The 20,916-nt window shown below is 67.0% G+C and carries 23 protein-coding genes and 3 tRNA genes; 9 read left to right on the top strand and 17 right to left on the bottom strand.

Annotated features, from left to right (window positions below):
- The first annotated feature begins 51 nt into the window (after positions 1-51).
- Both AC07OX_RS30065 and AC07OX_RS30060 read left to right on the top strand, forming a co-directional pair.
- Entirely contained in the window at positions 52-315 is a 264-nt protein-coding gene (locus tag AC07OX_RS30065; RefSeq protein ID WP_070062421.1) for a hypothetical protein, read from the top strand.
- 169 nt (positions 316-484) lie between these two features.
- Positions 485-2,134 carry an ATP-binding protein gene (locus tag AC07OX_RS30060; RefSeq protein ID WP_495263114.1) on the top strand — a complete coding sequence of 550 codons (1,650 nt, stop codon included), beginning with the start codon at positions 485-487 and terminating at the stop codon, positions 2,132-2,134.
- 159 nt (positions 2,135-2,293) lie between these two features.
- Here the strand turns inward: AC07OX_RS30060 and AC07OX_RS30055 are convergent, their stop codons facing one another.
- The 11 genes from AC07OX_RS30055 to folC form a co-directional block, all read right to left on the bottom strand.
- Positions 2,294-2,911 (bottom strand): DUF4337 domain-containing protein, encoded by a 618-nt coding sequence (locus AC07OX_RS30055; protein WP_139702098.1) that lies wholly within the window; start codon positions 2,909-2,911, stop codon positions 2,294-2,296.
- Positions 2,912-3,146: 235 nt separating this feature from the next.
- Entirely contained in the window at positions 3,147-3,518 is a 372-nt protein-coding gene (locus tag AC07OX_RS30050) for a hypothetical protein (RefSeq protein WP_159275861.1), read from the bottom strand.
- A 219-nt stretch (positions 3,519-3,737) separates the two neighbouring features.
- Positions 3,738-3,814, bottom strand: a tRNA-Asp gene (locus AC07OX_RS30045).
- A gap of 69 nt (positions 3,815-3,883) precedes the next feature.
- Positions 3,884-3,959: transfer RNA gene (locus tag AC07OX_RS30040), tRNA-Glu, on the bottom strand.
- 51 nt (positions 3,960-4,010) lie between these two features.
- Positions 4,011-4,086, bottom strand: a tRNA-Ala gene (locus AC07OX_RS30035).
- 36 nt (positions 4,087-4,122) lie between these two features.
- Positions 4,123-5,511 (bottom strand): glutamate--tRNA ligase, encoded by a 1,389-nt coding sequence (gltX, locus tag AC07OX_RS30030; protein WP_369646198.1) that lies wholly within the window; start codon positions 5,509-5,511, stop codon positions 4,123-4,125.
- Between the two features lie 11 nt (positions 5,512-5,522).
- The gene (locus AC07OX_RS30025; RefSeq protein ID WP_070062416.1) at positions 5,523-6,746 is read right to left on the bottom strand and encodes an O-succinylhomoserine sulfhydrylase; all 1,224 of its coding nucleotides are present in this window, start codon (positions 6,744-6,746) and stop codon (positions 5,523-5,525) included.
- 21 nt (positions 6,747-6,767) lie between these two features.
- Entirely contained in the window at positions 6,768-8,270 is a 1,503-nt protein-coding gene (gene purF / locus AC07OX_RS30020) for an amidophosphoribosyltransferase (protein ID WP_070062415.1), read from the bottom strand.
- 12 nt (positions 8,271-8,282) lie between these two features.
- Positions 8,283-8,768: a CvpA family protein gene (locus AC07OX_RS30015; protein WP_070062414.1), complete on the bottom strand. Its 486-nt coding sequence runs from the start codon at positions 8,766-8,768 to the stop codon at positions 8,283-8,285.
- 35 nt (positions 8,769-8,803) lie between these two features.
- Entirely contained in the window at positions 8,804-9,667 is an 864-nt protein-coding gene (locus AC07OX_RS30010; RefSeq protein ID WP_495263113.1) for an SPOR domain-containing protein, read from the bottom strand.
- A gap of 72 nt (positions 9,668-9,739) precedes the next feature.
- Positions 9,740-11,047: a bifunctional tetrahydrofolate synthase/dihydrofolate synthase gene (gene folC / locus AC07OX_RS30005; protein WP_095950847.1), complete on the bottom strand. Its 1,308-nt coding sequence runs from the start codon at positions 11,045-11,047 to the stop codon at positions 9,740-9,742.
- Positions 11,048-11,083: 36 nt separating this feature from the next.
- Here folC and AC07OX_RS30000 point away from each other — a divergent pair, with 36 nt between their 5' ends.
- The 4 genes from AC07OX_RS30000 to argG all read left to right on the top strand — a co-directional run bounded on the left by AC07OX_RS30000 (position 11,084) and on the right by argG (position 13,949).
- Positions 11,084-11,437, top strand: a complete 354-nt coding sequence (locus tag AC07OX_RS30000) for an ArsC family reductase (protein ID WP_495263112.1) — start codon at positions 11,084-11,086, stop codon at positions 11,435-11,437.
- 58 nt (positions 11,438-11,495) lie between these two features.
- A complete protein-coding gene (locus AC07OX_RS29995; protein WP_495263111.1) occupies positions 11,496-12,140 on the top strand; it encodes a hypothetical protein in 645 nt (214 codons plus the stop codon).
- Between the two features lie 126 nt (positions 12,141-12,266).
- Positions 12,267-12,593, top strand: coding sequence for a pyrimidine/purine nucleoside phosphorylase (gene ppnP, locus AC07OX_RS29990; protein WP_062469962.1), 327 nt, complete (start codon positions 12,267-12,269; stop codon positions 12,591-12,593).
- A gap of 15 nt (positions 12,594-12,608) precedes the next feature.
- A complete protein-coding gene (gene argG / locus AC07OX_RS29985; RefSeq protein ID WP_159273312.1) occupies positions 12,609-13,949 on the top strand; it encodes an argininosuccinate synthase in 1,341 nt (446 codons plus the stop codon).
- Between the two features lie 90 nt (positions 13,950-14,039).
- On the opposite strand, the gene AC07OX_RS29980 is transcribed toward argG, so the two are convergent.
- Positions 14,040-14,876 (bottom strand): glycine-rich domain-containing protein, encoded by an 837-nt coding sequence (locus AC07OX_RS29980; RefSeq protein WP_495263110.1) that lies wholly within the window; start codon positions 14,874-14,876, stop codon positions 14,040-14,042.
- Between the two features lie 31 nt (positions 14,877-14,907).
- Complete coding sequence (gene murB, locus AC07OX_RS29975) at positions 14,908-15,960, bottom strand: UDP-N-acetylmuramate dehydrogenase (RefSeq protein WP_307588747.1); 1,053 nt, start codon at positions 15,958-15,960, stop codon at positions 14,908-14,910.
- Between the two features lie 43 nt (positions 15,961-16,003).
- Here murB and AC07OX_RS29970 point away from each other — a divergent pair, with 43 nt between their 5' ends.
- Positions 16,004-16,489: a YajQ family cyclic di-GMP-binding protein gene (locus AC07OX_RS29970; RefSeq protein WP_493193539.1), complete on the top strand. Its 486-nt coding sequence runs from the start codon at positions 16,004-16,006 to the stop codon at positions 16,487-16,489.
- Between the two features lie 7 nt (positions 16,490-16,496).
- Positions 16,497-17,141, top strand: a complete 645-nt coding sequence (locus AC07OX_RS29965; RefSeq protein WP_095746333.1) for a retropepsin-like aspartic protease family protein — start codon at positions 16,497-16,499, stop codon at positions 17,139-17,141.
- Positions 17,142-17,156: 15 nt separating this feature from the next.
- On the opposite strand, the gene AC07OX_RS29960 is transcribed toward AC07OX_RS29965, so the two are convergent.
- The 4 genes from AC07OX_RS29960 to AC07OX_RS29945 all read right to left on the bottom strand — a co-directional run bounded on the left by AC07OX_RS29960 (position 17,157) and on the right by AC07OX_RS29945 (position 19,798).
- The gene (locus tag AC07OX_RS29960; RefSeq protein WP_070062404.1) at positions 17,157-17,510 is read right to left on the bottom strand and encodes a RidA family protein; all 354 of its coding nucleotides are present in this window, start codon (positions 17,508-17,510) and stop codon (positions 17,157-17,159) included.
- A gap of 7 nt (positions 17,511-17,517) precedes the next feature.
- Positions 17,518-18,153, bottom strand: a complete 636-nt coding sequence (gene plsY / locus AC07OX_RS29955; protein ID WP_070062403.1) for a glycerol-3-phosphate 1-O-acyltransferase PlsY — start codon at positions 18,151-18,153, stop codon at positions 17,518-17,520.
- Between the two features lie 74 nt (positions 18,154-18,227).
- Positions 18,228-18,719 (bottom strand): Cys-tRNA(Pro) deacylase, encoded by a 492-nt coding sequence (gene ybaK / locus AC07OX_RS29950; RefSeq protein ID WP_159273307.1) that lies wholly within the window; start codon positions 18,717-18,719, stop codon positions 18,228-18,230.
- 17 nt (positions 18,720-18,736) lie between these two features.
- Positions 18,737-19,798 (bottom strand): aldo/keto reductase, encoded by a 1,062-nt coding sequence (locus AC07OX_RS29945; RefSeq protein WP_495263109.1) that lies wholly within the window; start codon positions 19,796-19,798, stop codon positions 18,737-18,739.
- 118 nt (positions 19,799-19,916) lie between these two features.
- Between AC07OX_RS29945 and AC07OX_RS29940 the strand changes: the two genes are divergently transcribed.
- Positions 19,917-20,843, top strand: a complete 927-nt coding sequence (locus AC07OX_RS29940; protein ID WP_495263108.1) for an alpha/beta fold hydrolase — start codon at positions 19,917-19,919, stop codon at positions 20,841-20,843.
- Positions 20,844-20,916: the final 73 nt, after the last annotated feature.

Genomic DNA, 20,916 nt, shown 5'->3' with positions numbered 1-20,916 from the left:
CTCCCACAAACCCGGTAGCCGGATTTCGGCCGGCGCGGCTAGATTTGCGGCATGGCCGACAACCCGCTGTTCCTCTTCTTCACGATGACCGAGAAATTCTCGGACCACCTGAGCGCGACCGGCGCCTATCCGGAGAAGTTCGTGCTGAACCTTGCGCAGCACGACACCTACCTGCGCGACGTGGCGCTCTTCAACGCGGGCCGCCAGCGCCCCCTGGACCCGGCCTTGCACATGGGCATCCGCATCGAGATCGATGCGGCCTCGCCGGGCGTGATGGTGGCTTCCGACGGCACGCAGGTCTTGCTGCTGGGGTAGCGCTGCGCTTGAACTCGCGCAACCTGGGAAGGCGCGAACCGGTCAATGACCGGACAGGGCGCCCGATCAAAACCGGCGCACCGCCAGGCAAAGGCGGCTGACGAGATCCTCCGCAGAATCGGACTCCCCTCGGAGCGACGCGCATCGCCAAGCGTCGATCGAAGTCCAAATGAATCTGAATCTGGGAACTGCTGCGTTCTTCACGGCGCTGGCGGAGTTTGTCCTTGCCGCCGGCATGCTGGCGCTGTGGGCGAAGGGACGCGCGCGCTATCTGCTGGTCTGGGGCGTCGGCTTCCTTGTCTTCGGCGTCGGCGCCTTGCTGCTCATCCTGCGGGACAGGATCCCCGACTTCTTCTCCATCCTCCTCGGGAATTTCCTCACGACACTGAGTTCGATCCTGTTCTACGTGGGCATCTGCCTGTTCTTCGATCGGCGCCGCGCGTGGCTGCCCTGGATGGCAGGGGTACTGGCTGTGGAAGTGGCCTTGCTGGCCTGCTTCTCCTATGTCAGGTACGACACCTCGGCGCGTGTCTACGTGTACGGCGCGGCCCAGTCGGTGATCGCCCTGATGACCCTTCAGGCACTGTGCACGATGGGTCGTGGGCGCGGGGGAAACAGCAACCCCGAAGTGGTCGTCGTCGCCTTGCTGGCGTTGCTGGTCCATGGTGCACGCTTGGTCGGCACGCCCTTCTTTCCCATGCCACAGGATTTTCTGGCATCGGGCAATTTCCAGACCCTGTTGGCCTTCGGCTTGAAGTTGACCCACATCGGCTACGCGCTCGCGTTCGGCAACATGCACGCCGCCGCCTTGCATGCCGATCTGCGCGCGGCCCTCGCCCACATCGAGGCCAAGGCCCATCAGAAAGTCGAGATCCTGGGCTACATCGGCCACGACCTGCGCGCACCGCTTGCGACGATCGGCGGGTACGCGTCTCTCCTGCTCGCCGATGCGCACGACACGCAGCGCAAGCATCTGCTGACCATCCAGCGCAGCGTCAAGTACCAGCTCCACCTGATCGACGAACTGCTGGAATACGCCAAGGCAGAGCTGCAACCGCTGACGGTCCACCCCGTCACCACCGACCTGCCGCGTCTGCTGGACGACATTTCCGACTACGCCGTCGCTCTGTGCGCGCAGCGGAACAACCGCTTTCGCTACCGCCCTTCCGAGCGAATGCCCCGAGAGATCGGCCTGGACGGAAGGCGCATGCAGCAGGTGCTGCTGAACCTGCTGTCCAACGCCGCCAAGTTCACGCGCGACGGCGTGGTGACATTGAAGGTCACGGCCCGGCCAGAGGGGCGCGCCTGTGTCTTGAGCTTCGCGGTCAGTGACACCGGGATCGGCATCGACATGAGCCGCAACATCGACATCTTCGGCGCCTTCCAGCAGATGCACCCCGCGAGCGGCAGCACGGGACTGGGCCTGGGCCTGTTTATCGCACAGCGCATCGTCTCGGCCATGGGCGGAACGCTGAGCGTGGCCAGCATGGCCGGTCAGGGTGCGACGTTCTCCTTCACGCTGTCGGTGCCGGTCGATGCCTCCGACGCGGACTGGCCCGTCGTCGCGCAGCGGGAGACCGCGCCTGGCGAGCCATCACCGGCGCCCGCGATGCCCCGACATGCCATGCCGGAAGATCGTGCCCTGGACGAACTCGCCAGCCTGGCGCTTGAGGGCCGCGTCACGGACATCGAGCACTGGATCGAACGCCACGCCGACGAAGCCGCCTACGCGCCGTTCCTGGCTCTGCTTGTCGACTTGCTGGAGCGGTTGGACTTGCGCGGGATTCACGCGCTGGTGAATCGCCCCGCCAAGTCCTAGTGTGGTGTCCCGCAAATAGCTGCGCAAAATGAAATCGATGCGTTTCGCGTCAGGGCAAGGCGCAAACCGCAGCGATACCCGTAGGTATCGCGAGGATTTGCAACGCTGCCCTGGCGTGAAAGGCGCGATTTCATGCGCAGTTATTTGTGGGACACCACACTAGATGTGCAGCGCCGCCAGCGCGCCGATCGCGACGCCCGCGACGGCCACGCCGTACATGGCGCGCTCCAGCCATTTCTTCCGGGTGAGCAGCGCAATGGCCGCCAGCGCAATGGAGACCTGCAGCACGGTGGTGGCCTGCGCCCAGCGGTGGTGCTGGTGCATCTGCGTCTCGGATTGCGCGTCCCAGCGGCTGGCCTCGTCCTCCAGCTTCTTGGCGGCGGCCTGGATCTCGGTCTTCTCCTGCTCGTAGCGGGTGACCTTCACCTGCCAGCCCTGGCGACGGCCGTCGTCGGTGGCGGTGTCGCGCGCGAACTCCGCCAGCGCCTGCTTGGTGCTCTTCGACTGGAAGTAATTCCACTGGTTCGAGGCCTCGGTCTTCTTGATGGCCGCGTTGTTCTTGTAGAGGCCGGCGTTCGCCTGCGTGGCCCCGCCCATGTACGCGAAGATCGCGCCCGCCGTCGCAATGGCCGCGGTGCTCACGGCGATCTTTCCCGTCGTGCTCATGCCCTTGCCTGAAGAGGCTGCATCACCGTGGCCGTGGTCGTGGCCGCCGGAGGCGGCATGTTCGAGTTCGTGATCGTGCGGACCATGCACGTGAAAGCCGTGTCCTGACATGAAGTTCTTCTTGGCGTAGTTGTTGGAAATCTTGAGGGCGCGCGAGTATGCCCGGACTTCACGTGTTGATGGCTCGGTGAAAGTCCTGTCGGCCCTGCGGATGCGCAGGGCGCGCAGGCAACCGCCGGGAGCGCGTGGCTGCGCTCAGGTCAACCGCGCGTGCGTGCGAGCCGGGCCTGGCAGCAGATCACTGATGCCAAGCCCGGCAGATTCGCAGGGATCGACGTTCCCGATGTCAGTCGCGATCCTCGTAGTAGCGACGGTGCTGCTCACGCTCCCATTGACGGCGGCGCCATTCACGGCGCTCTGCGCGGCGTTCCTCCCAGCGTTGCGCGCGACGCTCTTCCCAACGGGATTCAGGCTCGTAGTAGACAGGTGCCGGGGCGGAGTAGACCGGCTGCGCGGGCTGGTAGTAGGTCGGGGCAGGCCTCGAATAGACAGGCGCCGGCTCGTAATAGACCGGTGCGGGCTCGCTCACGACCACGCCAGGCAGGTTGACGCCAATGGACCAGCTGGTGGCCGCACTGGCCGATGCAGCGGTGAAAACGGCGGCGGCAGCCACGAGACCTGCGACACCGAGCTTGAGAGTGGACCGGGGAAAAATCATTTCATCTCCTGGAGGACGAGAAATCGCCCTGATGTGTCACCAACGCCTGGCCTGGCGGCGCCGCGTACATCGCCATGGTGAAGAACGTTCCCAAATGTCACGCTGCCAGCTGGTAGTGGTGGGGTTAGCCGGAATCCCCGGAACAAGTGCCCATCCGCGCCCAAGCCCCGGAGCAAAACAAAAAGCCCCAGTAGCAGAACTGCTACTGGGGCTTGTGTTTGGCGGAGTGGACGGGACTCGAACCCGCGACCCCCGGCGTGACAGGCCGGTATTCTAACCAACTGAACTACCACTCCTGGTAGACAACGTTCGTTCCTTGCGGAACCGAGTGTTGACGACTCGTGCCGACTTCACCGAAGTGAAACTGGCGACCCTACGGGGATTCGAACCCCGGTAGCCACCGTGAAAGGGTGGTGTCCTAGGCCTCTAGACGATAGGGTCAAAACCTTGGACGTGCTGCGATCAGCATCTCTAACCTACTCGACACTTTGATGGTGGAGGTAAACGGGATCGAACCGATGACCTCTTGCATGCCATGCAAGCGCTCTCCCAGCTGAGCTATACCCCCGTGTGGGTGTCGAGCCTCGAATTATAGCCCGATTTTTCAGGCCTTTTTCAATCGCTCGATAACTTTTTCGCGGGAAAAAATTTCGAGCACTGAATCGAGGGACGGTGTCTGCGATGTTCCCATCACAAGCACTCGTACTGGCATCGCTAACACGGGCATTTTCAGCGCGTGTGTCGCGAGGACTTCCTTGATCATAACTGCGATTTCGGCCCTCTCCCAGGCGACCGTCATCAATTTTTCAACGAGTGTTGCGATCGCGGGCTTCACTGCATCGGTGATGTGCTGCGCGCGGTCTGCATCGCTCACTTCGATGTCCGCATAGAAGGCCGCAGCCCAACCAGCGAGCGCCACCGTGGTGTCGCAACGGTCCTTGAAGAGCGCACAGATCGCAGGCAGACGCTCGTCGGCAACGATGCCGCGCTTTTGCAACTGCGCTGCAACAAGCGGCGCGAGCTCGTCGCCGCTCTTGGCCTTGATGTACTGCGCATTCACCCATGCAAGCTTGGCCGCGTCCCACTGCGCGGGGCTCTTCGACAGGTGCGATCCGTCGAACCAGCTCACCATCTGCTCGCGCGTGAAGAGCTCGTCGTCGCCGTGGCTCCAGCCCAGGCGCGCGAGGTAGTTGAGCATGGCTTCGGGCAGGTAGCCGTTGTCCTCGTACGCGGTGACGCTCACGGCACCGCGGCGCTTCGAGAGCTTCTGCCCGTCGTCGCCGAGGATCACGGGCACGTGGCCGAACTGCGGCAGCGGTGCGCCGAGCGCGCGGAAGATGTTGATCTGCCACGGCGTGTTGTTGATGTGCTCGTCGCCGCGGAACACGTGCGTGATGGCCATGTCCCAGTCGTCGACCACCACCGCGAAGTTGTAGGTGGGCACACCGTCGGGCCGCAGGATGATCAGGTCGTCGATCTCGCGGTTGTTGATGGTGATCTCGCCCTTGACGAGGTCGTTCCACGTCACGTCGCCTTCGGGCGGATTGCAGAAGCGCACCACGGGCGGCACGCCTTCCGGCACGGGCGGCAGCACCTTGCCCGGCGCCGGGCGCCAGCGGCGGTCGTACAGCGTCTTCTCGCCGCGCGCGCGTTGGGCTTCGCGCATCTCGTCGAGCTCGGCCGGCGTGCAGTAGCAGTGGTAGGCGGTGCCGGCCGCGAGCATCTGTGCGATGACTTCGCGGTAGCGCTCGAGGCGCTGCATCTGGTAGATCGGGCCTTCGTCGTAGTCGAGGCCGAGCCAGTGCATCGACGCGAGGATCTGGTCGGTCGAGTCCTGCGTGGAGCGGGCCACGTCGGTGTCCTCGATGCGCAGCACGAACTCGCCGCCGTGGTGGCGCGCATAGGCCCACGAATAGAGTGCGGTGCGCGCCGTGCCCAGGTGCAGGAAGCCGGTGGGAGACGGTGCGATGCGGGTGCGAACTTTGCCGGTCATGAAATGAAAAATCAGGAAGTCAGGGTGCTCAGGCCGCGCGAAAGGTCGGCCGTGATGTCGTCGATGTATTCGAGGCCGACCGCGAGGCGGATCAACCCCTGGCTGATGCCGGCGGCCTGGCGCTGCACTTCGGTGAGGCGGCCGTGCGAGGTCGTGCCGGGGTGCGTGATGATGGTCTTGGTGTCGCCGAGGTTGGTGGCGATGCTCACCACGCGCGTGCTGTTGATCACGTGGAAGGCGTTGGCGCGCGCGGCGTCGGGCGTGTCGCCGACCACGTCGAACGACACCACCGCCCCGCCCTGCCCCGACTGCTGGCGCATCGCGAGTTCGTGCTGTCCATGCGAGGCAAGACCGGGGTAGTACACGCGCGCAATGCCGGGCTGCTGCTCGAGCCACTGCGCCACGGCCAGCGCATTCGCGCATTGCGCCTTCATGCGAATGCCGAGTGTTTCCATGCCCTTGAGCACGACCCACGCATTGAATGGCGACAGCGCCATGCCGGCGGTGCGCACCACGGGGCCGAAGACATCGACGATGAGCTTCGACGGACCGCAGATCGCGCCAGCCATCACGCGGCCCTGGCCGTCGAGGTACTTGGTGCCCGAATGGATGATGAGGTCAGCGCCCAGCTCCGCCGGCCGCTGCAGGATCGGCGTGCAGAAGCAGTTGTCGACCGCGAGCAGCGCGCCCACGCCGTGGGCCAGGTCGGCCAGTGCCTGGATGTCGCAGACTTCCGTCAGCGGGTTGGTCGGCGTCTCGGCAAACAGCAGCTTGGTGTTGGGCTTGAGCGCAGCACGCCACTCGGCCACGTCGGTCTGCGAGACAAAGGTGGTCTCGACGCCGAACTTGGCGAACTCCTTGCCGAACAGGTTCAGCGTGGAGCCGAACACCGAGCGCGAGCAGATCACGTGGTCACCGGCCTTGAGCAGGCCCATGCACATCATGAGGATCGCGCCCATGCCGGTCGAGGCGCCGATGGCGGCCTCGGTGCCTTCGAGCGCGGCCAGGCGCTGCTCGAAGCTGGCGACCGTCGGGTTCGAGGTGCGCGAATAGGTGAAGCCGGCCTCGGTGCCGGCAAAGCGGCGAGCCGAGGTCTCGGCGTCGGGCTGCACGAAGCCGCTCGTGAGGAACAGGGCCTCCGAGTGTTCGCCGTGCTGGCTGGGCGCCAGGCCGGTGCGCAGCGCGAGGGTGTCGCGGTGCAGGCCGGGTGGCAAGGTGCGTTCGTCTTGGCTCACGTCGGCCCTCTCTTCTTTCTCTTACTCGCTCGGATTCGGCAGGGCGAGGCGCGAAGCGTCCTCTTCGTTTTCCTCGATGCGCGGGCGGTTGCCGTTCATGCGCGAGATGGCGGCGGTGTCGATGTCGCCGGTCACGTACACGCCGTCGAAGCACGAGGCATCGAAACCGGCGAGCTTCGGATTGAGCGAGCCGATGGCGCGCTTCATGGCGTCGACGTCCTGGTAGATCAGCGCGTCGCAGCCGATGAGCTCGCGGATTTCCTCGACGGTGCGGTCGTGCGCCACGAGTTCGTCCTTGGTCGGCATGTCGATGCCGTAGACGTTCGGGTAACGCACCGGCGGCGCGGCGCTGGCCAGGTAGACCTTGCGCGCGCCGGCGTCGCGCGCCATCTGCACGATCTCGCGGCTGGTGGTGCCGCGCACGATGGAGTCGTCGACCAGCAGCACGTTGCGGCCCTTGAACTCGCTGCCGATCACGTTGAGCTTCTGGCGCACCGACTTCTTGCGAACGCCCTGCCCCGGCATGATGAAGGTGCGGCCCACGTAGCGGTTCTTCACGAAGCCTTCGCGGTACGGAATGCCCAGGAGGTGCGCGAGTTGCGTGGCGCTCGGGCGGCTCGATTCGGGAATCGGGATGATCACGTCGATCTGGTTCGGCGGCACGGTCGAGACCACGCGCTTGGCCAGCGTTTCGCCCAGGTTGAGGCGCGCCTGGTAGACCGAGATGCCATCGAGCACCGAGTCGGGACGTGCGAGGTACACGAACTCGAAGATGCACGGGTTGAGCGACGCACCTTCGGCGCACTGCATCGAGTGCACGTTGCCTTCGAGGTCGATGAACACGGCCTCGCCCGGCTCGATGTTGCGTTCGAACACGTGGCCCGAACCTTCGAGCGCGACCGATTCGCTGGCCACCATGACGGTGCCGTCGGCGCTGCGGCCCATGCACAGCGGGCGGATGCCGTAGGGGTCGCGGAAGGCCAGCAGGCCGTGGCCGGCGATCAGCGAGACCACCGCGTACGAGCCGCGCAGGCGCTTGTAGACGTTCTTGACGGCGGCGAACACCTCGGCCGGGTGCAGCGGCACGCCGCGCGAAGAGCGCTCGACTTCGTGGGCCAGCACGTTGAGCAGCACTTCGGAGTCGCTCTCGGTGTTGGTGTGGCGGTGGTCGGTGGAGAACAGCTCCGCGCGCAGGGCGTGCGCGTTGGTCAGGTTGCCGTTGTGCACCAGCACGATGCCGAAGGGCGCGTTCACGTAGAAGGGCTGCGCCTCTTCCTCGCTGTAGGCGTTGCCCGCGGTCGGGTAGCGTACCTGGCCCAGGCCCACGTTGCCGGGCAGCGCGCGCATGTTGCGGGTGCGGAACACGTCGCGCACCATGCCCTTGGCCTTGTGCATGAAGAACTTGCGTTCCAGCAAGGTCACGATGCCGGCCGCATCCTGGCCACGGTGCTGCAGCAGCAGCAGCGCGTCATAGAGCAGCTGGTTGACGGGTGCGTTGCTGACAACGCCGACGATTCCACACATGAACGATTCCTCTCAGGGCAGGTAGCTTGCCAACTTTTCAGGCAGCGAGGGTTTGAGGCCCTGCAATGCCGCATCGAGAACAATGGCGCTGCGCGATTCGTGCCACCAGGCACTGTCGCTCAACGCCAGCAAATGAACAACGACCGCCAGCACGAGCAGGGCCACCGCCCCCCGTGCCGCGCCGAACGCTGCTCCCAAAATCCGGTCCACCGGCCGCAGGCCGACCGCGGCGATCAGCTTGCGCGTGAGAGCTGCCGCCAGCCCCACGCCGAACGCCACCGCCACGAACACCAGCACAAAGGCCAGCGGGTAACGCCAGGTGGCCTGCGGGTCGCCGAACGGCAGCCAGGCCGCCACGTCGGAGGCCACCCACTGGGCCACGATGAAGGCGGCCACCCAGCCGATCAGCGAAATCACTTCGAACACCAGGCCGCGCACCAGCCCGAACAGCATCGACAGCACGATGAGCGCGATGGCGATCCAGTCGAGCAGGGCCACGGCAATGAACTACAGGCAGCGGGCGACGGCGGTGCTTACAACGTGAGGATGGCTGCGGCCAAAGACAAGCCCTTGACCCGGTCCGCGGCCTTCTCGGCCTCGGCACGCGAGGCGAACGGCCCGACGCGCACACGCGTGCGTTCGCCGTCGGTCGTCTTGGCGACGTGTACGTAGGTCTTGAGGCCGGCACGCTCGAGCTTCTGGCGCACTTCGCGCGCCTTATCGGCATCGGCGAAAGCGCCGACCTGCACGACGAAGCGGCCGTTGTCGTCGGCGGCCGGCTTGGGCCCGGCGGCGGGCGGCTTGCCTTCGAGCAGCGCGCGGGCGCGGGCGCCGTCGTCGGCGTTCGCGGCGGGCTTGGCGGGTTCCGGCTTCGGCTTGGCCTCGGGCTTCGGTTCGGGCTTTTTCGGCTCCGGCTTGGGTTCGGGCTTCGGCTCGGGTTTGGGTTCCGGCTTGGGTTCGGGCTTCTTCGGCTCCACGGCGGGCTTGGGCGCCGGCGGGGTGGCAGGCACGGTCGCGCCCGGTTCGATCACGGTGCCGTCGGCGGTCTCGGTGATCATGCCGCCGGCCGACGAGGCTGCCGCTACGCGGGAACTGCCATCGGACGAGGACGAAGGCGCGCTGCTCGTCGCGGGTGCCGGCGTGGCGGGCACGGGCAGCGGCTTGGCCTTGTTGCGATCAGGAATCTCGATCGGGATGTCGACCGGCACGGGGCGCGGCTGGGTGTCGAACAGCAGCGGGAAGCCGATCACGCCGACCAGCACCAGCACCGCCGCACCGAGCAGCCGATGGCGCGCACGCCGGCGCATGGATTCGACACTTTCCGCCGGCACCGCCGCGGGGGCGCTGCGTCCTTCGTTGCCTTGTGGGCCGCGCGCGCGGAACTTGAAAAACGCCATGAAGTTCGATCCCTGGAGGAGTGCAGCGAGGTGGTGCCCGATGGTGCCGGATGGGTGTGGACAGCCCGACGATCAGCCGCCTGGCAGCAGGTGTTTGGCTTGCAGCCGGGGGGTGCCGTTTTCGAGGACGCCACCCACGGTGAAGAACGATCCGAAGACCACGATTCTATCAGTGGCACCTGCCTGCTCGATGGCCGCGCGCAGGGCGTCCATCGGGCTCGCGTGCACGCTGCCCGAGGCGTCTTTGCGCGTGTTCTGGGCCTGCCACGCGGCCAGCAGATCGGCGGCCTTGGCGGCGCGCGGCGTGGGCAGGTCGGTGAAGTACCAGCGGTCGATCAGCGGCCCGATGCGCGCCAGGATGGGCGCGAGGTCCTTGTCGGCCATGACGCCGAACACGCCGTGCGTGGTGGGCGAAAAACCCATGGCGTCGAGGTTCTCGGCCAGCGCCGCGACGGCGTGGGCGTTGTGCGCCACGTCGAGCACCAGCGTGGGCTCGCCCGGCACGATCTGGAAGCGGCCCGGCAGCTCGACCATCGCGAGCCCGTTGCGCACCGCCTGCGCCGTGATCGGCAGCTGCGGGCGCAGCGCCTCGAGCGCCGCAAGCACACCCGCCGCGTTGAGCAGCTGGTTGGCGCCGCGCAGCGCCGGATAGGCCAGCCCGCTGTAGCGCCGCCCCCGGCCCGACCAGCCCCACTGCTGCTTGTCGCCCGAGACGTTGAAGTCGTGCCCGAAGCGCCACAGGTCGGCGCCGATGGCGTTGGCGTGGTCGATGACGCTTTGCGGCGGCACCGGGTCGCTCACGATGGCGGGCTTGCCGGCGCGCAGGATGCCGGCCTTCTCGAAGCCGATACTTTCGCGGTCGGGGCCGAGGTACTCCATGTGGTCCAGGTCGATGCTGGTGATGACCGCGCAGTCGGCGTCGATGATGTTCACCGCGTCGAGCCGGCCGCCCAGGCCGACCTCGAGGATCGCCACGTCGGGCTTCTCCTGGATCATGCAATGCAGGATGCCGAGCGTGGTGAACTCGAAGTAGGTCAGGGCCATGTCGCCACGGGCCTTTTCCACCACCTCGAAGCTTGCTATCAGTTTGGAAGCATCGACCGCCTCGCCCTTGAGCCGCAGCCGCTCCTCGAAGCGCACCAGGTGCGGCGAGGTGAACACGGCCGTGCGGTAGCCCGCGTGCGTCAGGATCGATTCGAGCATGGCGCAGGTCGAGCCCTTGCCGTTGGTGCCCGCCACCGTGATGACGGGGCAGTCGAAACGCAGGCCCAGACGCTGCGCCATTTCTTTGGCGCGATCGAGCCCGAGTTCGATCTTGTCGGGATGAAGGTGCTCGGCGCGCGCGAGCCAGTCGTTCAGGGTTTCCATGGAGGCCGGCATTGTCGCCGACCCGCCGCTCGCGGCATCATGGCGGCCATGACAACCCTATACGGCATCCCGAACTGCGACACCGTCAAGCGCGCCCGCGCCTGGCTCGACGACCATGGCGTGGCCTACGCCTTCCACGATTTCAAGAAACAGGGCGTGCCCGAGACCGAGCTCGACCGCTGGCTCCAGGCCCCCGGCTGGGAGGCGCTGGTCAACCGCAAGGGCACCACCTGGCGCAAGCTGGACGAGGCCACGCGCGACGCGGTGGTCGACGCAGCCTCGGCCCGCCCCGTGCTGCTGGCCAACCCCAGCCTGATCAAGCGGCCGGTGGTCGACTGGGGCCCGAAAACCGGCGTAACGACCGGTTTCGACGCGTCGAGCTGGGCTGTGAACGCCGTGTAAACACCGGAACCCCGTCCCGCCGGCCGGCCTCCAACCGCGATCTGCAGGAGAGAACACCATGAACAGACACGTTTTTCGCATCCTCACGGGGCTTTCGGCGGCCGGCCTGCTGGCCACGGGCGCCAGCGTCGTGCAGGCCCAGCAAGTGGTCCAGGCGCGCGTGATTTCCGCCACGCCGATCCGCGAAACGACCGGCAGCGACGTCAGCTACAACGTCACCTACGAGTACCAGGGCCGCCAGTACACGACCCGCACCACCAGTCGGCCGGGCGCCACCATCCCGATCCAGGCCAGCGGCTACGGGGTGACCACGTCGGGCGTGACCACCGCGCCGGTCCAGCCCCAGTCGCAATTGCAGCCCTACCCGGTCGAGGCCAACAACGGCCCGCAGTACCCGGAACAGTACCCGCAGCAGGGGCAGTACCCGTACCAGCAAGGCGCCAACTCCCCCTGGGACAGCGTCGTGCCCGAACCCGGCGTGGTGGTGTCCAACGCGCCCGCGCCGGTCTACGTGCAGCCGGCCCCGGTGTACGCCCCGCCCGTCTACGTGCAGCCCGCCTACACCTACCCGTATGCACAGCCCTACGCCTACCCGCCGGTCGGCATCTCGCTGAACCTGGGCTATTCGCGCGGCTGGGGCGGTGGCGGCTACTACCGTGGCTATCGCGGATGGGGCGGCCATCGCCACGGCTGGCGCTACTGAGTTCCCCCACGGCGGGCCGGCTCGCCCGAGCCCCTAAAATCGAGGGCTTCTCCAACCCCGGGGGTGCTGCTGCCGCGGCGCGTCCCTCGATCCGCCGAACGCGCAGGCGCCGGCGCCATCCATCCAATGACGACGACTACCGACACCATCAACAGCGCCGCAGTGGCCACCAAGGCCAATGTGTATTTCGACGGCAAGTGCGTGAGCCACAACCTCACCCTGGCGGACGGCACCAAGAAATCGGTCGGCGTGGTCCTGCCCTCCACCCTCACCTTCAACACCGGCGCGCCTGAAATCATGGAAGGCACCGGCGGCAGCTGCGAATACCAGCTCGCAGGCACCAGCGAATGGATCGCCTCGGGCCCCGGCCAGAAGTTCAGTATCCCGGGCAACTCCAGCTTCCAGATCCGCGTGAGCGGCGAGCCCTACAGCTACATCTGCCACTTCGGTTGAAACGGAACCCCTGACATGTCGACCATTCTCCAAAACGTTCCCGCCGGCCAGAAGGTCGGCATTGCCTTCTCGGGCGGCCTGGACACCAGCGCGGCGCTGCACTGGATGAAGCTCAAGGGCGCCGTCCCCTACGCCTACACCGCCAACCTCGGCCAGCCCGACGAGCCCGACTACGACGAGATTCCGCGCAAGGCGATGCTCTACGGCGCCGAGAACGCCCGCCTGATCGACTGCCGCGCGCAGCTGGCCAACGAAGGCATCGCCGCCCTGCAGGCCGGCGCGTTCCATGTGACCACCGCCGGTGTGACCTACTTCAACACCACGCCGCTGGGCCGCGCGGTGACGGGCACCATGCTGGTGTCGGCCATGAAGGAAGACGACGTTCACATCTGGGGCGACGGCAGCACCTACAAGGGCAACGACATCGAGCGCTTCTACCGCTACGGCCTGCTCACCAACCCCGCATTGAAGATCTACAAGCCCTGGCTCGACCAGGTCTTCATCGACGAGCTGGGCGGCCGCGCCGAAATGTCGGCGTTCATGCAAAAGGCCGGCTTCGCCTACAAGATGTCGTCCGAGAAGGCCTACTCGACCGACTCGAACATGCTGGGCGCCACGCACGAGGCCAAAGACCTCGAGCACCTGAACAGCGGCATGCAGATCGTGCAGCCCATCATGGGCGTGGCCTTCTGGAAGGACGAAGTCGAAGTCAAGCGCGAAACCGTCTCGGTGCGTTTCGAGGAAGGCGTGCCCGTCGCGCTGAACGGCGTGCGCTACACGAACCTGGTCGAGCTGATCCTCGAAGCCAACCGCATCGGCGGTCGCCACGGCCTGGGCATGAGCGACCAGATCGAGAACCGCATCATCGAGGCCAAGAGCCGCGGCATCTACGAGGCCCCCGGCCTGGCGCTGCTGTTCATCGCCTACGAGCGCCTCGTGACCGGCATCCACAACGAAGACACCATCGAGCAGTACCGCGACAACGGCCGCCGCCTGGGCCGCCTGCTGTACCAGGGCCGCTGGTTCGACCCGCAGGCCATCATGCTGCGCGAAACGGCACAGCGCTGGGTCGCGCGCGCCATCACCGGCGAAGTGACGGTCGAGCTGCGCCGCGGCAACGACTACTCGATCCTGAACACCGAATCGGCCAACCTCACGTACAAGCCCGAGCGCCTGAGCATGGAAAAGGTCGAAGGCGCGTTCACGCCGCTGGACCGCATCGGCCAGCTCACGATGCGCAATCTGGACATCGTCGACACGCGCGAGAAGCTGGCGATCTACACCCGTGTGGGCCTGCTGTCGTCGGGCGAAGGTGCCTCGCTGCCGAAGCTGGCGAACGACGGCGACGCGAGCTGATCGATCCCTTCGCTGCCCTTGCCAACCGCAAGGGCAGCAATGACAACGGGCCCCTCGGGGCCCGTTTTTCTTTGGAAGGTGCACCCGGCGTCAGTCGCCGCCTCCTCCGCACCCGCCACCGCATCCACCGCCCCCATCGGACGCGCCACCGCCGTCGCTGGAGCCGCCATCGCCGCCCCCGCTCGACTCGCTGCCGCCGAAGCCCCCGGCATCGCCCGAGCTGCCGCCGTCGGACGACGAATCGCCGAAGCTCGTGCCGCAGTGCGCGTCAGAGCCGATTTCTCGCTCGACCGCCCGGCAATCGGGGATGTAGTGAAAGCCGTCCGCAATCGCAAACTTGATGTCCAGCGCAAACAGCAGCGGCAGTCGCGCCGGATTGCGCGGGTCGATGCTTTCTTCCTTGCAGGCCCAGTACCAGGTGCGGCGCAGGCCGTCGTTGCGCCGGGCGTCCCTGCCCAGCACCTCGGCCGGACTGTGGTGCAGCATGCCGCCGAAGGCCGCCTTGCACCAGTTCTGGTAGCCCTGGGTGTGCAGGATGAACTCGTGCCAGGCCGTGTCGACCACCCGCGAGGGCATGGCCACGAACTTGCGGTCGCTGCGCAGGTGGGCCATGAAGAACTGCCGCAGGCCGCGCAGCACCAGCTCGGCGTCGCGCCGGCTCAGTTGCGGGTGCGCAGCGCGCAGCTTGCCGATGAGGAATGGCGGCAGCCGGGCCTCGCGGATGAACTGGCGGCGCATGCTCTTCTCGACCCAGGCGAGCGTCGCGACGAAGACAAAGCCGGCGAACAGCACGAAGGCCACCGACCCGGCCCCGTTGTGCCACCCGAAGAGCAGCCAGGCGATGCCGCCCACGACGGTGAGCCGCTGGGCCCACAGGGCAACCGCGATGCGGCGTCGGAAGTTCAGGTGAAGAAAGTCGAGCTCCATGCGCGCGGCGGTGTGCGGGGTGTCGGCGGGGTCAGACCACCACGGGTTCCGGCTCCAGCCGGATGCCGAAGCGCTCGTACACGCTGGTCTGGATCGCCTTGGCCAGGGTCATCACCTCGCCGCCGGTCACCGGGTTGGCCGAACCGCCGCGGTTGACCAGCACCAGCGCCTGCTTTTCGTACACGCCGGCGTTGCCGACCGACTTGCCCTTCCAGCCGCAGGCGTCGATGAGCCAGCCGGCCGCGAGCTTGATGCTGCCGTCGTCCATCGGGTAGTGAACGATCTTGGGGTCGCGCGCGATGATGTCGGCGCACTGCTCGGGCGTGACCGTCGGGTTCTTGAAGAAGCTGCCGGCGTTGCCCAGCACGCGCCAGTCGGGCAGCTTGGCACGGCGGATGGCGCAGATCCACTCGAAGATGTCGACCGCGCTGGGCGTGAAATTGCCGGTTTCTTCCATCTTGCGCTCGAGGTCGAGGTAGCCGACCACCGGCTTCCAGGGCTTGGGCAGCCGGAAGCGCACCCGCGTAATGACCGCGCGGCCCGCCAGGCCGAAATCGTTCGGACCGCTGCGCACGTGCTTGAAGACCGAATCGCGGTAGCCGAAAGCACACTGCGCCGCGTCGAGCGTGAAGGCGCGGCCGGTTTCGAGGTCGAAGGCGTCGAGCGAATCGAAGCGGTCCTGCAGCTCGACACCGTAGGCGCCGATGTTCTGCACCGGCGCGCCGCCCACCGTGCCGGGAATGAGCGCCAGGTTTTCCAGCCCCGGATAGCCGCTGCGCACCATCCACTCGACGGTGTCGTGCCAGGTTTCGCCGGCGCCGGCCTCGACGATCCAGGCGCGCGGCGTCTCTTCGACCAGCCGGCGACCCTTGATCTCGACCTTCAGCACCAGCGGCTTGACGTCGCCCGTGAGCACGATGTTGCTGCCGCCGCCGAGCACGAAACGGGGTTCGTCGCGCCAGGCCGGATCGGCGTGCAGCGCGGCCAGGTCGGCCTCGCTGGTGATGCGCGCCAGGTGCTGCGCGCGCGCGACGATGCCGAAGCTGTTGTAGGGCTGCAGCGGGACATTGGACTCCACGATCATGGGAGAATTGTCGCATTCAGTACCCGTGCGTCCAGGAGAGCCTATGCCGTCTTTCGATACCGTCTGCGAGCCCAATCTGCCCGAAGTGAAGAATGCGGTCGAAAACACCGCCAAGGAAATCGCCACGCGCTTCGATTTCAAGGGCACCGCCGCCGCCGTCGAGCTCAAGGACAAGGAGATCACCATGATCGGCGACGCCGAGTTCCAGCTCGTGCAGGTCGAGGACATCCTTCGCAACAAGCTCACCAAGCGCAACGTCGACGTGCGTTTTCTCGACAAGGGCGACGTCCAGAAGATGGGCGGCGACAAGGTCAAGCAGGTCATCAAGATCAAGAACGGCATCGAGAGCGAGCAGGCCAAGAAGATCACCCGCATCGTCAAGGACAGCAAGCTCAAGGTGCAGGCCGCGATCCAGGGCGATGCCGTGCGCATCACCGGCGCCAAGCGCGACGACCTGCAGGCCGCCATGGCCCTCATCAAGAAGGACGTGCCCGACATGCCGCTGTCCTTCAACAACTTCCGCGACTGACCCGCGCATGAAGGCGCTCCTCGTCGCGGCGCTGTGGGCGGCCGCGGCCATGGCGGCGCACGCCGCCGACTCGGTCACGCTGACCGGCTCCATCGGCAGCCGCGCCATCCTCATCGTGAACGGCGCGCCGCCCAAGACCGTGGCGGTCGGGGAGACCTTCCAGGGCGTCAAGCTGGTGTCGCTGCAGGCCGACCAGGCGGTGGTCGAATCGGCGGGCAAGCGCTTCTCGCTGCGCATGGATTCGCCCGTGAGCATCGGCCGGGGCGGCATTGCCGGCAGCGGCGGCAACCGCATCGTGCTGCAGGCCGACAGCCGGGGCCACTACATGACGCAGGGCCAGATCAACGGCCGCGCCGTCACCTTCATGCTCGACACCGGCGCAACCACCATCGCGCTGTCGGCGGTCGATGCCCAGCGCATCGGGCTCGACTACAGCAAGGGGCAGCCGGTGCAGATGCGCACGGCCAACGGCAACGCTGCGGGCTACAGGCTGCGGCTGCAGAGCGTGCGCGTGGGCGACGTCGAGGTCTACGACATCGACGCCATCGTCTCGCAGCAACCCATGCCCTTCGTCTTGCTGGGCAACAGCTTTCTCAACCGCTTCTCGATGCGGCGCGATGCCGACGAGATGATTCTCGAGAAGCGGTACTGACCTGACCGTTTGTGGTCAGGCCTGCGCGGCCGTCACCACGATCTCGATCTTGTAAGCCGCGTTGGCCATCTTGGCCTCCACGGTCGCGCGCGGCGGCGTGTTGCCGGCCGGAATCCACGCATCCCACACCTCGTTCATGGCGCCGATGTCGCCGATGTCGGCCAGGAAGATCTGCGTCATGAGGATGCGCGACTTGTCGCTGCCGGCCTCGGCCAGCAGGCGGTCGACCATGCCGAGCACCTGCGCGGTCTGGCCGCGGATGTCCTGCGTGGTGTCGTCGGGCACTTGGCCCGCGAGGTAGATGGTGCCGTTGTGCACCGCGGTCTCGGACAGACGCGGGCCGACGTGGAAGCGGGTGATGGATGCCATGGTGAGTTCAAGCCTTTTTCTTCGAGCCGAGTTTCGACTCCGTGCCGGCCGCGAGCCGGCGGATGTTTTCGCGGTGCCGCCAGATCAGCAGCAGACTCATGATGATGATCGCAATCAGCACCGTGCGGTCGAGTGGCCACGCAATGTTTCCACCCAGCAGGTAGTAGGCCGGTGCGAAGAACGCCGCCACCAGCGACGACAGCGACGAATAGCGGAAGAAGATCGCGATGATCAGCCAGGTCGCGCCCGTGGCCAGCCCCAGCCAGGGCGCGATGCCCACCAGCACGCCGGCGGCCGTGGCCACGCCCTTGCCGCCCTGGAAGCTGAAGAACACCGGGTACAGGTGGCCCAGGAAGGCCGCCAGGCCCGCCAGCGCCGCCACGCCCTCGCCCAGCCCCCACTGCGCGCCGAACTGGCGGATCAGGAACACCGGCAGCCAGCCCTTCGCCGCATCGAGCAGCAAGGTGGCCAGCGCCGCGCCCTTGTTGCCCGAGCGCAGCACGTTGGTGGCGCCGGGGTTGCCGCTGCCGTAGCTGCGCGGGTCGGCCATGCCGAGCGACTTGCTCACGATGACCGCAAACGACAGCGAACCGATCAGGTACGACGCCACGATGGCAAGGAGGGAAGGCAGATCGAAACTCAAGGCGGTCTCCGGGGAACGGATTGTTGTTGTGCGCCGCCGGCCTGCATGCCCGGCGGGAAAAAGACAAACGCCGGCTATTCTGCCAGCGCGCACTGCACGGGCTTGGCGCCCAGGAGCGTCACGCACACCTGCGGATCGATGCCCACGAGGTAGCCGCGCCGCCCGCCGTTGATCGCGATCTTCGGCAGTTCGAGCACGCTCGACTCGATGTAGACCGGCATCTCGCGCCGCGTGCCGAAGGGCGAGGTGCCCCCCACCATGTAGCCGCTGTGGCGCTGCGCCACCTCGGGCTTGCAGGGCTCGACCGACTTGGCGCCGATCTGCCGCGCGAGGTTCTTGGTCGACACCGTGCGGTTGCCGTGCATCAGCACGATCAGCGGCCTGGCGTCCTGGTCCTGCATCACCAGCGTCTTGACCACGGTGAACGGGTCGAAGCCCAGCACCTGCGCGCTGTGCTGGGCGCCGCCGTGCTCCTGGTACTCATAGGGGTGCTCGGTGAAGGCGACCTTGTTCGCCCGCAGCAGCTGGGTGGCGGGCGTCTCGGAAACGTGGGCTTTCTTGCTCACTTGCTCACTTGTTCGGGTCAGGCGGCAGGGTCGCGGATGTCCAGGCGGATCTTGTCGATCTCGGCCAGCACCTCGGCCGACAGCGTGGTGCCGTAGGCGTCCAGGTCTTCGTCGAGCTGCGCCACCGAGGTCACGCCGATGATCGTGCTCGCCACCTGCCACTTGGTGTAGCAGAAGGCCAGCGCGAGCTGCGTGGGGCTCAGGCCGTGGTCGCGTGCGAGCTGGTTGTAGCGGCGCGCCGCGCGCAGCGCGTCGGGCTTGCCCCAGCGCTGCTTGCGCACCGACTCGTAGCTCGAGATGCGCGCGCCCTTGGGCGCGTCGGGGCCCTCGATGCCGCTCTGGTCGTACTTGCCCGTCAGCAGGCCGAAGGCCAGCGGCGAGTACGCCAGCAGCGACACGCCCAGCCGGTGCATGGTCTCGTCGAGCGCGTTCTCGTGCGCGCGGCTCACCAGGTTGTAGACGTTCTGCACCGACACCACGCGCGGCAGCCCGTGCTGCTCGGCCAGCCGCACGAACTCGTGCACGCCGTAGGGCGTCTCGTTCGACAGGCCGATGGTGCGCACCTTGCCCGCCTTCACCAGCTTGCCCAGCGCCTCGAGCTGGTCGTGGATCGGCGTCTGCGAGGTTTCCTTCTCGGGGTTGTAGTGGATGTTGCCGAACACCGGCACGTGGCGCTCGGGCCAGTGGATCTGGTACAGGTCGATCACGTCGGTCTGCAGGCGGCGCAGGCTGCCGTGGCACGAGGCCTCGATGTCGGCCGCCGTCATGCCCGTGCCTTCGCGCACCCAGGGCATGCCGCGCGAGGGGCCGGCCACCTTGGTCGCCAGCGTGATCTTCTGGCGCGTGCCGGGGTTGGCCGCAAACCAGTTGCCGATGATGGTTTCGGTCGCGCCGCAGGTTTCCTTGCTTGCCGGCACCGCGTACATCTCGGCCGTGTCGATGAAGTCGACGCCGCGTTCGAGCGAACGGGCCAGGACGTCGTGGGCGGTGGGCTCATCGACCTGCTCGCCGAAAGTCATGGTGCCGAGGCAGATCGGGGTGACGTGGAGGTCGCTCTGACCGAGTGGAATCTTTTTCATGCGCGGAATGCTAGCGCGCCCGCGCGGCAGGCGCTGCCCCGGCCCCGAGAAACCGAGCGCCGCCCTGTCCTGTGGCGGACTGCGCGCGGCGCGGCCTCTCCGTATCATCGAGCACCATATGTACCAAGCCCTCCGCCCCTCGCGCAGCGAATTCGTGCCCGTGCGCAACCTGAACTACCACGTCCGCCTCTGGGGGCAACCGTCGAGCGAGCGCCCGCCGCTGGTGCTGGTGCATGGCTGGATGGACGTGGCGGCCTCCTGGCAGTTCGTGGTCGATGCGCTGAAGGACGACCGCTTCATCATCGCCCCCGACTGGCGCGGCTTCGGCCTCACCGACGGCGGCGGGGTCGACAACTACTGGCTGCCCGACTACCTGGCCGACCTCGAATGGCTGCTCGACCACTACGCCGGCGAAGGTGACGATGCCCGCCCGGTCGACCTCGTGGGCCACAGCATGGGCGGCAATGTGGCGATGCACTACGCGGGCGTGCGCCCGGCGCGCATCCGCCGCCTCGTCAACCTCGAAGGCTTCGGCATGCCCGCGCGCCAGCCCGCCGAGGCGCCCGCGCGCTACGGCCAGTGGATCGACGAGCTCAAGGGCCTGCACCGCGGCGAGAAGGCGCTCGCGGGCTATTCGGTGGTGGACGGCGTGGCGCGCCGCCTCATGAAGACCAACCCGCGCCTCACGCAGGACAAGGCCGACTGGCTGGCCGGCCACTGGTCGGCGCCGCAGGCCCAGGCCGACGGCAGCACGCGCTGGCAGATCCTCGGCGAGGCCGCGCACAAGATCGTCAACGCCAACATCTTCCGCGTCGACGAAACACTGGCGCTCTATGCGCGCATCACCGCGCCGACGCTGATGATCGAGGCCTCGGACGACAGCCTGCACGGCTGGTGGAAGGCGCGCTACACGCTCGCCGAATTCCACGAGCGGCTGAAGTCCGTGCCCTCGGTGCGCATCGCGCAGCTCGACGACGCGGGCCACATGCTGCACCACGACCAGCCGCAGCGCGTGGCGCAGCTGATCGAGGACTTCCTGGCCTAGGGCCTGTTCACCCTATTTCTGGCGTCGCGAAGGTCTGCCACGGCGGGCCAATCAAGGCGCGTGACGCCGCGTG

The organism is Variovorax sp. GW821-FHT09D07 (assembly GCF_059416345.1).
Note: the sequence above shows the minus strand (reverse complement) of the source record. Positions and strands in the feature narration are given on the sequence as shown.